The following is a 13,952-nucleotide window of genomic DNA, read 5'->3' on the forward strand; positions in this document are numbered from 1 at the left end:
CCCTGTCCGGGGCCCTGGACAGCGCACTGCGCCGCGCCGACGCGCTGCTGGCGACGGCGGGCGGCGAACGCCGGGCCGCCGCCGCGGGGGTCGCCGCCGCCGCGCTGGCCCACCGCGGCCAACTGGCCCGCAGCGCCGAGCTGTACCAGTGGTCCGGCCAGGGGGCGTTCGCTGCGATCGGCCTGGTCGGCGTCGGCAGGCTCACCGACGCCCGCGCGGCCCTCGACCGCGCCGCGACCGACGGCCCACCCACCCTGCTCGCGGGCGCGGTCAGCTCCGCGGCGCGCGGCATCCTGGCCTCGGTGGACGGCTCCGGCCCCGCCGCACTGTCCACAGTGGTCCGGGCGGCGGAGATGCTGGAACCGGTCGGCCACGACGTGCTGCTGCCGGACAGCCCCGCCGCGCTGGGCGCCCTGCTGGCCCTGCACACCGGGGCGGGCGCACTCGCCGAACCACTGCTGGAACGCGCAACCGCGGCCCGCGTCGGCGGCGCCCTGCTGACCACCCGCCACCGCCTCCTGGGCGCCTGGTCAGCCATGGTCCGCGGCGACGGCACCGAGGCCACGGCAGCACTGGCACAGGCAGGCACCCCCCTGTCCCCGCGCGACTGGCTGTTCGCCGTGGGGCTGGCCGTCGGCACCGCCCGCCGCGGCAGCGACCTGGCGGCACTGCGCCGCACCTGGGAGCAGGCGTACGAGGCGGTGGTCCGCCACCCGGTCGACCTGTTCACCCTGCTGCCCCTGGGCGAGTTCGCCGTCGCCGCGGCCAGGGTCGGCGACCGGGAGCGGTTCGCCCCGCACCTGGACCAGGCCTGGGACCTGCTGCACCAACTGGGCGACCCACCAGCGTGGACCACCATGCTGCACTGGTCCTGCCTGCACGCGGAGATCATCGCCGAACACCCCGCCGCCGCCGACAAGCACGCCGAGGCCCTGACCGCCAACGCCACAGCGGGCCCCTTCCACGCCGCGGTGGCATCGGCGGCGACCTGCTGGCGCCACGTCCTCGACGGCGAGGTCGACCCGGTCACCGTCGAGGCGGCGGCCCGCGGCCTGCACGCGGTCGGCCTGTGCTGGGACGCGGCAAGGCTGGCGGGCCAAGCCGCCATCCGCACCTCCGACCGCAAGGCCATGCTGTCCCTCCTGGACTGCGCCCGGATGCTCCAGGGCCAGGGCACCGCGGGCCAACCCCAGGAGGAAACCGACCGCGTCGGCGCGCGCCTCAGCGAACGAGAACTCCAGGTCGCCACCCTGGTCGTGGAAGGACTGACCTACAAGCAGATCGGCGACCGCCTGTTCATCTCCGCGAAGACGGTCGAGCACCACATGGCCCGCATGCGCGCCCGCCTGGGCGCCACCAGCCGCTCGGACCTGCTGTCCCGGCTGCGCACCGCCCTGGACCGCTGACCCCTGCCCGCCATCCCGGACCACAAGGCAGGCCACCAGTCCCACCGGCGCAGCCGCCCTGCGAATCGGCGGCCCGGCCACGGGGATGTGCCCGGGGGGTGGACGTGCTCGGTCGGGGGTGGCGATCGTGTTGCCGAGGCGTGGTCGTCAGCAGATGTAGACCCAGCCGGTGTTGTGGTCGACCCCGTTGACCACCACCCGGCCCCACACCCAGGCGCAGCGGGTGTTCATGCCCGAGACGTAGATCCCCCCGGCGTAGGTCGTGTAGTCGCCGGAGTCGTACCAGGGGGTGTCCCAGTCCTCGTGGCGCAGGATCACCTCCGTGTGGTGGGAGCCCGCGAGGTTGTCGAAGGTCATCGCGCAGAACGTGCCGCTGCCCGCGGACGAGTACCAGACGTTGACATACCCGGTGGTCCCCGCCAGGGGGATGTGGTGGAGGAGTTGGCCCGAGCAGGAGGAAAAAGGACCGGCGTAACCCGCAGGCGCCTTGCTCGGATCGGTCGCGGAGGCAGTGGGCGCTGCGCCGACCGCGGTGATCACCGCGATCACCCCCGCTGCGGCAGCGGATGCGATCCTGTTCCGCATTCTTCCCATGGCAACCTCCCGGTTTTCCGCACGAGAGGATCGACGAACCCGGACCGCGAAAAGGTGGAGCCACAGATGACGCGCACCCATCACCCGGCCGAGAACCCCGATCCCGTGACTCCTTTCCACCACCCTAACGGGTATTTCACCCCCCGATACTCCGCCAAAAGCATGACGGGCGACGGGCATCGACACGCCTCTCCCGCGATGCGGTTCGCACAGTCGCGCAGGCACGCGCTGGTGCCAGGTCCAGAGCGGATGCCTGCAGTTCCCGGAGTCACAGCCCGAGCTGGTCCAAGCCACCCCGCTCCACCAGCCGCCGAACGATGACATCCCGCTGGATCTCGTTCGTCCCCTCCCCCACGATCATCAACGGCGCGTCCCGGAAGTACCGCTCCACATCGAACTCCGTCGAATACCCATACCCCCCGTGCACCCGGATCGCGTCGATGGTGATCTGCATGGCCGCCTCGGAGGCGAACAACTTCGCCATCCCAGCCTCCAGATCAGCCCGAACCCCCCGATCGATCAGCGCCGCCGCGTGCAGGACGAGCCGCCGCGCAGCCGTCAACCTGGTCGCCATGTCGGCGAGGAGGTTGCCCACAGACTGGTGCTGCCAGATCGGTTTGCCGAAGCTCTCCCGTTCCTGCGCGTACCGCAAGGCATCGTCAAACGCCGCCCGCCCCACACCGGTGGCCCGAGCAGCCACTTGAACCCGCCCGATCTCCAACCCGGCCATCATCTGCCCGAACCCCTTGCCCTCCACCCCACCGAGCACGGCGCCAACCGGAACCCGAGCGTCGTCGAAGGACAGTTCGCAGCTCTCCACCCCCTTGTACCCCAGCTTCGGCAGGTCCCGGGAGACGGTGAACCCGGGGACCTTCTCCACCAGCAGCACGCTCACCCCCCGGTGCGCGGGCTCGGCCCGGGGGTCCGTCTTGCACAGCAACGCCACCAGCCCCGCCCGCCGCGCGTTCGTGATCCAGGTCTTGGAGCCGTTGACCACGTACTCGTCCCCGTCCCGGCGGGCGGTGGTGCGGATCGCCTGGAGGTCGGAGCCGCCGCCGGGTTCGGTCAGCGCCATCGTGGCCCGCAGTTCCCCGGTCGCCAGCCGGGGCAGGTAGCGCTCCTTCTGCTCGTCGGTGCCGAAGCGGCGCAGGAGGTCGCAGACGACGGTGTGCCCGCCCATGGCGCCCGCCAGGCTCATCCACCCGCGGGCCAGTTCCTCGGTGACCAGGGCGTAGCACGGGGTGGACACCCGGACCTGCCCGTAGGGCTCGGGCACGGCGAGCCCGAACACCCCCATCCGCTTCATCCGCTCGATCAGTTCTCCCGGGTACGCGTCGGCGTGCTCCAGCTCCCGGGCGACCGGGCGGACGTCCTTGTCCACGAACGCCCGCACGGCGGCGACGATGTCGCGCTCCACCGGGTCCAGGTCGCCCATCACAGCCCGAACCGCGCTTCCGCCTCGGCGTGGATACCCGCCCCGACGACCGCGAACCCGCCGTCCGGTCCACCGGTGACCAGCACCTCGTCCCCGGCGAACACGGGCTTCTTGAAGCGGTAGCGCAGGGACGCCAGCTTCTCCCCCGCGCGCCGGGGCAGCTCGGCCATGAGCAACGCCAGCAGCGGCCCGTGCACCACGACGCCCGGGTAGCCCTCGACGTCGCGCGCGTAGGACTCGTCGTAGTGGATGCGGTGGGAGTTGGCCGTCAGGGCGCTCATCCGGAAGAGCAGCACGGAGTCGGCGTGCAACCGGAGCTGCCAGGGCGAATCGGATTCCACCCTGCGGTCCGGGCGCTCGAACGCCCGGTGCCGGGCGTCCCCGCTGCGGTAGACCACGTCGTGCTCCTCGACCAGGCACAGCACACCGCCCTGCACCACCTCGTGCCGCACGGTCACGAACACCATCTCCCCGGTGCGCCCCCGCTTGACCTCGACCCCTTGCAAGGCCGACACCCGGGTGGCCCGCCGCCCGAGCTGCAACGGCGCGCGCCAACTGACCCGGCCCCCGGCGATCATCCGCCGCCGGTCGGGGACGGGTGGGAGGAAGTGCCCGGCCAGCGGGTGCCCGTCGGCCCCCAGGGCCCCGCCCGGCGGCCACTCCAGGAAGTGGAACCAGTGCCACAACGGCGGCAGCGCCCCGCCCCTCACCTCGGGTTGGTCCAGCGCGGCGGCGAAGGCGGCCGAGGGAGCCCCGCTGAGCCCGTCCTCGACCTGCACCACCCCCGGCCGCCACCCGTCCAGGTACTGATCAAGACCCATGCCCCAGACCCAACCACCAGCCCACCCCGAGCGCACCCCAACCCGCGACAGGTGAACGCAGCTCAGGTTTGCGCCTCGCCCGCGACGGACAGATCACCCGCCAGGTGCGCCGTGTCGTTGAACCGCCGAACCCGCCACGAGTCCCCGTCGACGACCACGTGCGACAGGGAACCGTTGTCCGCGCCCAGGAACGCGAACGGCTCGGCGCCGGTGGCCACGGCGAGCACCTGGGCGATCACCCCGCCGTGGGTGAACACCGCGACCCGCCGCCCCGGCTGCGCCGCGTGGATCCGCCGCACCGCCGCGCCGATCCGCTCCCGCAGCGCGTCGAGCCCCTCGGCCCCCGGGATCACGTCCCACCGCTGCTCCGCCCGCATCCGCGCCACCAGCGGGTCGCCCTCGGCGACCTTCCACCGCAGCGCCCCGCCCTCCCACTCCCCCAGGTGGACCTCCCGCAGGTCCCGCTCGACGACCGCCGCGAGCCCGGTGGCCTCGACCAGCGGCGCCGCGGTCTGCGCGGTCCGGCGCAGGTTCGTCACGTAGATCGCATCGACCCCGGCGCCTGCCAGCCGCGCACCCACCCGCCGCGCCTGCACCACCCCGTCCGGCGCCAGCTCGGGGTCACCCTGGCCGTCAACCAGCGGGAACAGCCGGTCCGGCCGGGCGGCCGCGGATTCGCCGTGGCGCACCAGGAGCAGTTCGGTGGCACCGGGCGGCGGGACGAAGCGGCTCTGGCGGTACTCGGTGGTCGACACGGTCACAGCAGACCCGCCGGACCGGGGGTTCGTCAACACGGTCAGCCGGTGAGGAGCTGGGCCATGCTCTCCCGCAGCGCGGGGTCCGGTTCGGCGGCGATCGCCCGGCGCAGGGCGGACTGGATGGCCTCCGCCCACGCCGCGGGCCCCCAGCCCACCAGCGTCCGCACGGCCATCGCCCGGTTGCGCCCGACCGGGGACGCCAGCGACGCCAGCACCAGGTCGACGCCGTGGCCCGGGTGCGCCCGCAGCGCGGTGACCACCGTGTCCAGGTCCGCGGGCGCCAGCCGGGTCGCCGCGGCGAGGGCGAGGACAGCGGGCAACCGGTCCGCGGTCGTCTCGGCCATCAGCAGCGGCCAGTCGCCCGCCCCCGCCCGGACGTGGTCGAGCAGGGCCGGGAAGGTGTCGACGTCCAGCGCGCGGGCGGCCTGGCGGGCGTCGTGGAAGGTGATGGGGCGGGTGAGGCCGCCCGCGACCAGGGCGGGCCAGTGCGGGCGGGCCAGCAGGTCGCGGACCCGGCGGACCAGGGCCTCGTGCCGGGCGATGGTCCACTGCCGCCGGTAGCGGGCGGGCCAGCCGCCGTCGGCCAGGTAGTCGTCCAGGCGGGCCAGGGCCACCAGGTGCCGCAGCTCACCGGGGTGGGCCTCCAGGTGGGTGAGCAGCGCGGCGAGGGCGCGCGGCGCGTCGGCGTAGTCGTCGAGGGTGGCCGCGGGGCCGCCGTCGAGGAGGGCGCAGACGATGTCGCAGGCGGCGGTCAGCAGCTCGCCGTCGACGGTGGGCACCGACAGGGCGGCGGCCAGGTCGCCCACGGTGGCGGCGCGGTGGGCCAGGTAGGCGTCGAGCACGGCGTTGCGGAAACCACCGCGCAGCAACCAGTCCCGCACCCCCGGCCCCGCGCCGGGGCCGAACCGCTCGACGACGCCGATGCGCCCCCACCCGGTCACCGCGTCGGCCAGCCGCAGCAGCGCGGGCTCGGCGTCGGCGTGGGTGGCCTCGATGGTCGCCGCGGCGGCGCCGGTGAACTCCTCGTGCCTGCCGATGAGCAGCAGCAGCTCGGTGTCGTCGGCGCCGAGCAGGCCCAGGCCGAAGCGGACCGGTTCGCGGTGCCGCGCCCCGGTGACCAGCCGCACCCCCAGGTCGTGCAGCGGGCCCGAGGGCAGGTGCGCGACCCCGGCGGGTTCGGCCGCGCCCGCGGTCAGCGCCTCGTACAGCGCGGCGTACCCGGGGGCGCCGGGGTCGTCGGGATCGCCGCCCAGCGCGTCGGCCACCAGCCCGGCCAGCTCGCCCGCGTCCGGGCCCGCCCCGAACCGGCCGAGCACCGGCCGGGCGTCGCGGGCGCCGGAGGCCCAGCGGATCCCGCCGGTCGGCTCGTCCGGCAGCTCGGCGCCACCGGGGAGCAGGCCGTGGCCGCTGGGGTCGAGGTGGGCGCGGATGTGGTCGTGGATCGTGGGTCCGGACACCACCGCATTGTCGCGCGCGCACGGGGCGCGGCGGCGCCCGGGGCCGCCGACCCCGCCCGCACTGTCTGATCAGGACGGAAGCGGCTTGACCAGCGTCTCGAAGGCGAGGTCGGTGCGGCGGGGCACGCCGAAACGCACGTCGCCGTAGGGGAAGGGGGAGAGTTCCCCGGTCCGGGCGTAACCGCGGCGGACGTACCAGGCGATCAGTTCCTCGCGGGCGGTGAGGACCTTCATCCGCATCTCCGACACCCCCCACTCCCGCGCCGCGACCCGCTCCGCCTCGGCCAGCGCGAGCCTGCCGACGCCCCCTGCCTGGTGCTCCGGCGACACGGCGAACAACCCGAAGTAGCCCGCGCCGTCGACCACCGCCACCTGGCAGCACACCACGACCTGCCCGCCCCGCTCCCCGACCAGCACCGCACCATCCGGGTCGGTGATCGCCTCCAGGACCCCGCCGGGGTCGGTGCGCTGCCCGTCGAGCAGGTCCGCCTCGGTGGTCCAGCCCGCCCGGCTGGCGTCGCCGCGGTAGGCGGATTCCACCAGGGGAACCAGGAACCGTACGTCATCGGGGGTGGCGCGGCGGAACGTGAGCACGACCCGAGCCTAACCCGCGCGGGTGGATACCCTCGGGGGCATGGGACTGTTCGGCCGCAAGAAGGCGCGGGAAGCGGTGTCGGCGATCGCCGACACCCTGGTGCTCGACCGCTGCTGGGACGACATGGCCCTGGACGCGGGCGTGGACGCCGTGCGCGACGGGCACCGCAAGGCGGGGCAGGCGCTGCTGCGCGAGTGCCGCGACTACCACGAACTGCGCACCCAGCGGGTGCGCGCCCTCGCCGAGGCCGCCATCGGCCAGTCCACCGAGATCCGCGCCATGATCGCCGAGGGCCTGCCCCCCGGCGAGGCCGCCGACGCCCTCCTCTGGCTGGGCGCCACCCTCATCACCGAAGCCTGGGAAATCCGCGGCGACGGCTGGGCCCACACCATCCGCGACGACCGCCTCCGCCTGTTCACCGCCCGCCTCCGCGAAGCCCGCGACCCCCTGATGGCCGCGGCGAAGCTCGCCCCCGCCGACGCCACCCCCTGGGTCGAACTCCAGCGCTACGCCCGCGGGATGCAACTCGACCCCGCCCAGCGCGACCTGGTCTGGCTCGAGGCCACCAAGCGCTGCCCCACCTCCTACCCCGCCCACTGCGCCCGGCTCCAGACCCTCACCCTCAAGTGGGGCGGCTCCCACGAGGAGATGTTCGAGTTCGCCAGGGACACCGTCGCCAAGGCCCCACCCGGCAGCCCGCTGGCCGCCATGCTCCCCCTCGCCCACGCCGAGTACCTGCTCAAGGAGGGCGACCGCTTCATCGAGGAGGGCAGCACCTGGGCCTACGTCCGCCTGCACGCCCGCCACTTCCGCGGCCCGTTCCGCGACGAGGTCCTGGCCGCGGAGAGCAAGTGGGGCCAGTCCAACCGGGTCCGCGCCTACGACAAGGAAGCCCACAACCTGTTCGGCTGGGCGATGCTGGAGGCGGGCGAGCACGAACGCGCCCGCAAGCACCTGGCCTTCGTCGGCAACCGGCCGTCGGCGCTGCCGTGGAGCTACGGCGGGGAGAACGCCTTCGCCCGGGCGCTGGTGCGGTTGGGGCTGGACTGACCCCCTCACAGGACGACACCCCCCAGGCCGTGTATGGACACCGTGAGAGGCAGCAATGGACCAAGGCACTCGCGGCGAGCTGATCAGCAGGCTGGCCGAGGCGATCAGCTCTGCCACGACCGCGCATCCGCTGCGGGTCGCCATCGACGGGCCGCCTGCCGCAGGCAAGACCACGCTGGCCGACGAGCTCGCCGACGTCCTGCGCGTGCAGGACCGCGACGTCATCCGCGCGACCGTCGACGACTTCCTTTTCCCCCGTGCGCAGCGCTACCGACGCGGCCGGTACTCGGCCGAGGGCTGCTATTTCGACGCCCACGACCACGCCGCGCTGCGCCGGGTCCTGCTCGACCCGCTCGGCCCGGGCGGAGACCGGAGGTTCCGACACGCGGTCTACGACAAGGACGCCGACGCCCCGTCGTCCCCGCCCACCACGACCGCCTCCGCAGACGCCGTACTGCTCTTCGACGGCGTCTTCCTCCTGCGCCCGGAACTCGTCGACCGTTGGGACCTGCGCATCTTCGTGTCCACCCCATTCGAGCAGACGGTGGATCGCGCCCGGGACCGAGGCACAGCGCCTACCGGATCCACTGCCGACACCGCTGAGATCGAACGGTCTTGGCGCAACCGCTACATCCCCGCCCAACAGCTCTACTTCGCCACAGCCCGCCCAACCGACTACGCCGACGTCATCGTGCACAACAACCAGCTCCAACGGCCGACCTGGGAATTCCGACCACACCCATCGGCGCACAGGGCTTGACGAGCGCTCTCCCCGGGGATTGGCGCCCTTGCGGCCATTCTAGCTCGGGCTGCGGGTCGGAGAGGAGGTGTTGATCTTGGCTGTGGACAACTCGGGGGTTGGCGTGTCGCTCGATCGGGTGGGAGTTTCGGACGGGGCGCCCAGGCGTTGCCACCACGGGTCGACCGGGGCGGGGTCGTGGACGTCGACGCGTTCGCCGGGGCGGGGGATGGCCACGGGGACGCCGTGGGCGCGGGCTGCGCGCCAGAGGCGGTCGGCGGGGTCGGTCCAGGGGTGGGTGGCGAGGTTGAAGGTGGCCCAGTGGACCGGGACCAGCAGGCCGCCGTCGACGTCGAGGTGGGTGGCGAGGCCCTCCTCGGGGGTCATGTGGATGTCGGCCCAGTTGTTGTTGTAGGCGCCGATCTGGACCAGGGTGGCGTCGAACGGGCCGTGCTCGGCGCCGATCTCGGCGTAGCCGGGGAAGTAGCCGGAATCGCCGGTGTAGAACACGCGGTGGACCGGGCCCGCGGCGACCCAGGAGGTCCACAGGGTGCGGTCGCGGGCGAAGAGGCGGCCGGAGAAGTGCTGGGCGGGGGTGGCGGTGAGGGTGATGCCCGCGACCTCCGCGCTCTCCGACCAGTCGAGTTCGACGATGCGGTCGGCGGGGACCTTCCAGCGCTCCAGGTGGGCGCCGATGCCCAGGGGGACGACGATCGGCGCGGTCTGGGTGCGCAGGAGGGTGCGGATGGTGGGCAGGTCGAGGTGGTCGTAGTGGTCGTGGGAGATGACCACGGCGTCGACGGCCGGGAGTTCCGACAGCGGTTGCGGCGGGCGGTGGAGCCTGCGGGGGCCCGCGAGCCTCGACGGGGAGACGCGGTCGCTCCAGACCGGGTCGAAGAGGATGCGGGCGCCGTCGATCTCCACCAGGACCGTGGCGTGGCCGTACCAGGTCAGGTGCAGGCCCTGGGCGCGTTCGGCGGGGATGGTGGGGGTGACCAGGGGGATGTCACCGAGGGGCGTGCGCTGTTCCTTGCCCAGGGCCATCTCGCGCAGGGTGCTGCCGAGGGTGGCGGGGGCCATGGTGGCACTCGGGGTGCGGTCGGCGGTCGGGGTGGGCCGGTTGCGGAACCGGCCGTCGCGGAACTGCGGGGAGCGGGCGACCCGGGTGGCGCGGTCGCCGCGGGCGCGACCGCCCACGGCGACCGGGATGTCGCGCAGCGCCCACGCCGCGGCGCCGAGCAGACCGAGGGCGACCAGGGAACGTCTCATGCACAGATGATCCCACCGACAGCACTGAGGGCACTCTCAGCGACTGAAAAGACTCTCAGGAACACCCTCAGCGACGGCGCGCGCGCAGGGTCTCCACCAGCAGCCACACCCCCGCCAGCACGAGGACCAGGCCGATCGCCAGCCACACCGGCGAGCCGGTCATGAAGCTGCCGCCGATCACGCCGAGGCCCTGGAAGGTCCACACGCCGCCGACGAGGAAGCAGACCACCACGAGCACGAACTTCCACCAAGGAGTCTTCATCCCGACAGCCTATTGATCGCGGGCAACCTCCACCCGACACAGACGTCCCCGCGCAAAACCGCGGCTCGGGCCGCCCCCACCCGAGGTCGCGAACCCGGTTGTTGAACCGCCGTGAGCAATTCGCCACCAATGGATCGCCGCCCGTTCAGGAACCCATTGATCGACTCCGCCGCTTTCGCATCCGGGGAATGGGGACGTCGCCGGAAAACCGACCCGGCGGGAGCGGAACTCACCGGAACGGCGCAGCGACACCACCCGTTCGGCCGCACCGGATCCGCGCGGGTGCCGACCCCGGTAACGGGAGGTACCCGACGCGGTACCGCACTGCCACCTGGATGCCGACCCCTTGCGTGACGCTCAGCCAGCATCAATAGCCCATATCACTCGTACGAGCGATAGGTGCGACCCCCTGTTCTTGATAACGAATACACCATCAGTGCCTACCCGGCTGCCGCGTCACCCATGTAGGTGGCTAGTCTCCCCGCCATAACGTCGCGCGGCTTACGGGAGTCGGGGCTGCGGCGACTTTTCCAGCACGAACCGAGGAGAGTTTCCGTGAGCACGTCCCGTTCCCGTGTCCTGGCCCGCACCGCGGTCATCGGCATCTTCGCTTCCACCGCCGTCTTCGGCATGACCGGCGTCGCCTCCGCCCACGCGGGCAAGGTCACCGCGTCGTGCGCCGACGAGAAGTCCACCGTGACGGTCACCCTGCACGACTACACCCAGGGTTCGACCAACACCTGGACCCTCACCGACAACGGCGAGGAATTGGGCAAGGGCAGCTTCGGCAAGGGCCACCAGCAGACCTGGGACAAGCAGGACGCCACGATCGAGCACGACTACGTGCTGACCGTGAAGACCAGCGACGACCCCACCGGCGAGAAGAAGTGGAGCTTCACCGACAAGGTCCACGCGGACGCCTGCAAGAAGGCGGCCCCCACGACCACCCCGCCCGCGGAGACCACCACCACGCCGCCCGCGTCGACGACCACCCCGCCCGCGGAGACCACCGCCCCGCCGGTGACCACGACCACCGCGTCCGTGGCGCCGACCACCACCGCCGCCCCGGTCCCGGCCGACGACGACCTCGCCGACACCGGCGCCAGCATCGCCCTGCCGCTGGCCATCGGTGGCGTCCTGGTCCTGGGTGGCGCAGGCGCGCTCATCGCCGTGCGCCGCCGCGCGAGCAACAACTGACCTGAGCCGAGGAAGGCCCGGATCCCCGCTGCGGGGTCCGGGCCTTTCCGCGTCCGCTAGGCGATCGGCGCCTGCACGACCCGGTCGACGGCCTCGAAGACCAGCACCGTGCTCACCGACATGACCTCGGGCCGGGTCTCCAGCCGCTCCACCAGCAGCTTGCGCAGGTGGTCGGTGTCGGGCACCGCGACCTGCACCAAGTAGTCGTCCGGGCCCGCGACGTGCATCATCGACACCGTCTCCGGCTGCCCGAGCACGTACTCGGTGAACGCCTCGGCCACCTGGGTCCGGTGCGGGCGGACCCGCACCGACAGCAGCGCGCTGATCGGCCTGCCGAGCGCGGACAGGCTGACCGTGGCGTGGAACCCGGTCAGCACGCCGCGCCTGCGCAGCGAGCGCACGCGCTCCAGCGCGGTCGACGGGGCAACCCCCACGATCGCGGCCAACTCCTTGTTCTGCAACCGCGCGTCGCGTTGCAGCTCGCGCAGGATGGCCACATCTATCGGGTCGAGTTCAGCTGTGTGCGCCATCGGCGTCGCACCCCTCTCCGGCGGTGGGAGGTCCCGTCGGGGCCTGTCCCCGGCGGGAGGCCGCCGTGCGCACCGAACACAGCGGGTCCCACCAGTGATTCGGGGCGGCGGCGCGCTCGGTTTGGTGGAACCGCGATCCGGGCGAATCCGGTTCAACGGTGACCGGGCGGATCACACAATGCGCTGAACGGCGGTATGCCGGGCGGGTTCGGATCGCCACCCTGAGGGGGCAGGGTTTGTTGCCCAGCCATACAAACCTCCCCGGGCCGGTCACCCCGGGGGATCGGACCGCGGCGCGGCGGTGCAAGTCCCAGCACCGCCGCGCCGCACCCACACCGTCAGGGCGCGTAGGGCGCCAACAGGTCCACGATGATGCGCTTGGTCTGCGCCAGGGTCTCCGGGTGTCCACCCGGGACGAGCCGGAACGCCAACCTGGTCAGCACGTCGCCGATGGTCACCGCCTGGAGCATGGTGGTGCGCAGCTCCGGCGAGGCCGGGAAGTCGAAGCGCGCGGTCAGCATCTGGGCGAACGCGGGCGAGAGCGGGTCCTCCACCCCCGCCGCGGTCGACTCCAGCTCGCCGGAGGCGATCCCGGCCCCGCTGAGCGCGCGGAAGCCGTCGTCGCCGCGGCACATGTCCACGTAGATGTCGTAGGCGTGCTCCACCGCCTCCCGCCACCGGTGCGACGGCATGGCGGTGGTCTCCTCGTCCACCCGGCGCTGGTACCGCGCCGAGTTCCGCTCCACCACCGCCTTCATCACGGCGACCTTGTCCGGGAAGTAGCGGTAGACCGAGCCGATGGACACCTTGGCCGACTTGGCGATGTCGGCGGTGGTGGTACCCGCGAAACCCTTCTCGGTGACCACACGCGAGGCGGCGTCCAGGATCCGTTCGATCTGTCGGCTCGCCCGGTACTGCGTCGGAGCTCTGCGCACTTGGTACGGCGTGTCTGGAACGGTCACCGCACCATTGTGCCCAGAGTGTGATGAACCCGTGGGCAGCCTGGAGGACCTGATGTCGCAAACGTGCTCGTTCTGTCGGATACTCGCTGGTGAGCTCCCCGCCGACGTGGTCCACGAGGACGACCGGACCCTCGCCTTCCTGGACCACCGCCCCCTCTTCCGCGGCCACGTCCTGCTGATCCCCAAGACCCACCACACCATCCTGAGCGACCTGCCCGCCACCGAGGTCCCCACCTTCTTCACCCTCGCCCAGCGGCTGGAGCGCGCCGTGGAGGACGGCCTCGGCGCGGACGGCTCGCTGGTGATGGTGAACAACGTCGTCAGCCAGTCCGTGCCGCACCTGCACCTGCACGTGATCCCCCGGCACAAGAAGGACGGCCTCCGCTTCTGGCTCGGCCCCCGCCACCCGTACGACGAGGAGAACCCGGCGGCGGCGTACGCGGAGAAGATCCGCGCCGCGCTGGCGGCGCAGGACCGGTAGCCGCGCAACGGGGAGTTGCAGACGGCAAGTCGACCCGGGGTGTCCCGGTTGGACACAGCGGCGGGTGGCCGGTGGCGCCGAGGGGATCGCGGGTGGGTCCTGCACGCGTTCCGGCTGGGCGTCGACCGCGACGGGCGCGGCGGATCCGGGCGGACATCGAGGGGCCGCGGCGCGGTGGGCGGTGGTAGCCGACGTGCGGGGTGCGCGTCGGTGCCTGGCCGCGCGGGCGGATGGTGGCCACAGGTCGAGGTGCGGAGGCGCGCGCCGATGTGCGCGGGTGGGGGGCGAACGCGGTCGCAGGTCGACCTGCGCGGGTGCGCGCCCATGTCGGCGGGTGGCTGCACGAGCGGCAGGCGAGTGTGGTTGTGGGTCGGCGTGCGGGGGTGCGCGTCGATG

At 72.9% G+C, this 13,952-nt stretch carries 15 protein-coding genes; 5 read left to right on the plus strand and 10 right to left on the minus strand.

Translation table 11 applies throughout. The annotated features are described in order from the left end of the window. A partial coding sequence (locus L6E12_RS10155) for a helix-turn-helix transcriptional regulator (RefSeq protein WP_236227652.1) occupies positions 1-1,406 on the plus strand: 1,406 nt, incomplete at its 5' end. Positions 1,407-1,553: 147 nt separating this feature from the next. Here L6E12_RS10155 and L6E12_RS10160 read toward each other — a convergent pair. The 6 genes from L6E12_RS10160 to L6E12_RS10185 all read right to left on the minus strand — a co-directional run bounded on the left by L6E12_RS10160 (position 1,554) and on the right by L6E12_RS10185 (position 7,065). Further along, entirely contained in the window at positions 1,554-1,991 is a 438-nt protein-coding gene (locus L6E12_RS10160; RefSeq protein WP_236227653.1) for a hypothetical protein, read from the minus strand. A gap of 277 nt (positions 1,992-2,268) precedes the next feature. After that, positions 2,269-3,435 (minus strand): acyl-CoA dehydrogenase family protein, encoded by a 1,167-nt coding sequence (locus tag L6E12_RS10165; RefSeq protein ID WP_236227654.1) that lies wholly within the window; start codon positions 3,433-3,435, stop codon positions 2,269-2,271. Then, positions 3,435-4,256, minus strand: coding sequence for a MaoC/PaaZ C-terminal domain-containing protein (locus tag L6E12_RS10170; protein WP_236227655.1), 822 nt, complete (start codon positions 4,254-4,256; stop codon positions 3,435-3,437). Before L6E12_RS10170 ends, L6E12_RS10165 begins: the two co-directional genes overlap by 1 nt. Before the next feature lie 62 nt (positions 4,257-4,318). Beyond that, positions 4,319-5,011: a histidine phosphatase family protein gene (locus L6E12_RS10175; RefSeq protein WP_236227656.1), complete on the minus strand. Its 693-nt coding sequence runs from the start codon at positions 5,009-5,011 to the stop codon at positions 4,319-4,321. A 41-nt stretch (positions 5,012-5,052) separates the two neighbouring features. Next, positions 5,053-6,471, minus strand: coding sequence for a hypothetical protein (locus L6E12_RS10180; protein WP_236227657.1), 1,419 nt, complete (start codon positions 6,469-6,471; stop codon positions 5,053-5,055). A 69-nt stretch (positions 6,472-6,540) separates the two neighbouring features. After that, positions 6,541-7,065 (minus strand): GNAT family N-acetyltransferase, encoded by a 525-nt coding sequence (locus L6E12_RS10185; RefSeq protein ID WP_236227658.1) that lies wholly within the window; start codon positions 7,063-7,065, stop codon positions 6,541-6,543. A gap of 40 nt (positions 7,066-7,105) precedes the next feature. On the opposite strand from L6E12_RS10185, the gene L6E12_RS10190 reads away from it, so the two are divergent. Both L6E12_RS10190 and L6E12_RS10195 read left to right on the plus strand, forming a co-directional pair. Beyond that, positions 7,106-8,116, plus strand: a complete 1,011-nt coding sequence (locus tag L6E12_RS10190) for a hypothetical protein (RefSeq protein WP_236227659.1) — start codon at positions 7,106-7,108, stop codon at positions 8,114-8,116. Positions 8,117-8,171: 55 nt separating this feature from the next. Then, entirely contained in the window at positions 8,172-8,876 is a 705-nt protein-coding gene (locus L6E12_RS10195; protein WP_236227660.1) for a cytidylate kinase family protein, read from the plus strand. Positions 8,877-8,915: 39 nt separating this feature from the next. Here L6E12_RS10195 and L6E12_RS10200 read toward each other — a convergent pair whose 3' ends face one another. Both L6E12_RS10200 and L6E12_RS10205 read right to left on the minus strand, forming a co-directional pair. Further along, positions 8,916-10,124 carry an MBL fold metallo-hydrolase gene (locus L6E12_RS10200; protein ID WP_236227661.1) on the minus strand — a complete coding sequence of 403 codons (1,209 nt, stop codon included), beginning with the start codon at positions 10,122-10,124 and terminating at the stop codon, positions 8,916-8,918. A gap of 67 nt (positions 10,125-10,191) precedes the next feature. Next, a complete protein-coding gene (locus L6E12_RS10205) occupies positions 10,192-10,386 on the minus strand; it encodes a hypothetical protein (RefSeq protein WP_035278232.1) in 195 nt (64 codons plus the stop codon). 555 nt (positions 10,387-10,941) lie between these two features. Between L6E12_RS10205 and L6E12_RS10210 the strand changes: the two genes are divergently transcribed. After that, positions 10,942-11,583 (plus strand): LPXTG cell wall anchor domain-containing protein, encoded by a 642-nt coding sequence (locus L6E12_RS10210; RefSeq protein ID WP_236227662.1) that lies wholly within the window; start codon positions 10,942-10,944, stop codon positions 11,581-11,583. 56 nt (positions 11,584-11,639) lie between these two features. Here L6E12_RS10210 and L6E12_RS10215 read toward each other — a convergent pair whose 3' ends face one another. Together L6E12_RS10215 and L6E12_RS10220 are read right to left on the minus strand one after the other, a co-directional pair. Then, entirely contained in the window at positions 11,640-12,113 is a 474-nt protein-coding gene (locus L6E12_RS10215; RefSeq protein WP_236227663.1) for an Lrp/AsnC family transcriptional regulator, read from the minus strand. Between the two features lie 338 nt (positions 12,114-12,451). Further along, the gene (locus tag L6E12_RS10220; protein WP_236227664.1) at positions 12,452-13,075 is read right to left on the minus strand and encodes a TetR/AcrR family transcriptional regulator; all 624 of its coding nucleotides are present in this window, start codon (positions 13,073-13,075) and stop codon (positions 12,452-12,454) included. A gap of 31 nt (positions 13,076-13,106) precedes the next feature. Here L6E12_RS10220 and L6E12_RS10225 point away from each other — a divergent pair, with 31 nt between their 5' ends. Further along, a complete protein-coding gene (locus L6E12_RS10225) occupies positions 13,107-13,556 on the plus strand; it encodes an HIT family protein (protein ID WP_236227665.1) in 450 nt (149 codons plus the stop codon). The last annotated feature ends 396 nt before the right edge of the window (positions 13,557-13,952 follow it).

This window comes from Actinokineospora sp. PR83, from assembly GCF_021056305.1.
In the GTDB taxonomy this organism is placed as follows: domain Bacteria; phylum Actinomycetota; class Actinomycetes; order Mycobacteriales; family Pseudonocardiaceae; genus Actinokineospora; species Actinokineospora spheciospongiae.

Coding starts and splice junctions, on each gene's coding strand:
- L6E12_RS10190 (WP_236227659.1), top strand. CDS start 7,106: ATGGGACTGTTCGGCCGCAAGAAGGCGCGGGAAGCGGTGTCGGCGATC.
- L6E12_RS10160 (WP_236227653.1), bottom strand. CDS start 1,991: ATGCGGAACAGGATCGCATCCGCTGCCGCAGCGGGGGTGATCGCGGTG.
- L6E12_RS10165 (WP_236227654.1), bottom strand. CDS start 3,435: ATGGGCGACCTGGACCCGGTGGAGCGCGACATCGTCGCCGCCGTGCGG.
- L6E12_RS10200 (WP_236227661.1), bottom strand. CDS start 10,124: ATGAGACGTTCCCTGGTCGCCCTCGGTCTGCTCGGCGCCGCGGCGTGG.
- L6E12_RS10170 (WP_236227655.1), bottom strand. CDS start 4,256: ATGGGTCTTGATCAGTACCTGGACGGGTGGCGGCCGGGGGTGGTGCAG.
- L6E12_RS10205 (WP_035278232.1), bottom strand. CDS start 10,386: ATGAAGACTCCTTGGTGGAAGTTCGTGCTCGTGGTGGTCTGCTTCCTC.
- L6E12_RS10215 (WP_236227663.1), bottom strand. CDS start 12,113: ATGGCGCACACAGCTGAACTCGACCCGATAGATGTGGCCATCCTGCGC.
- L6E12_RS10195 (WP_236227660.1), top strand. CDS start 8,172: ATGGACCAAGGCACTCGCGGCGAGCTGATCAGCAGGCTGGCCGAGGCG.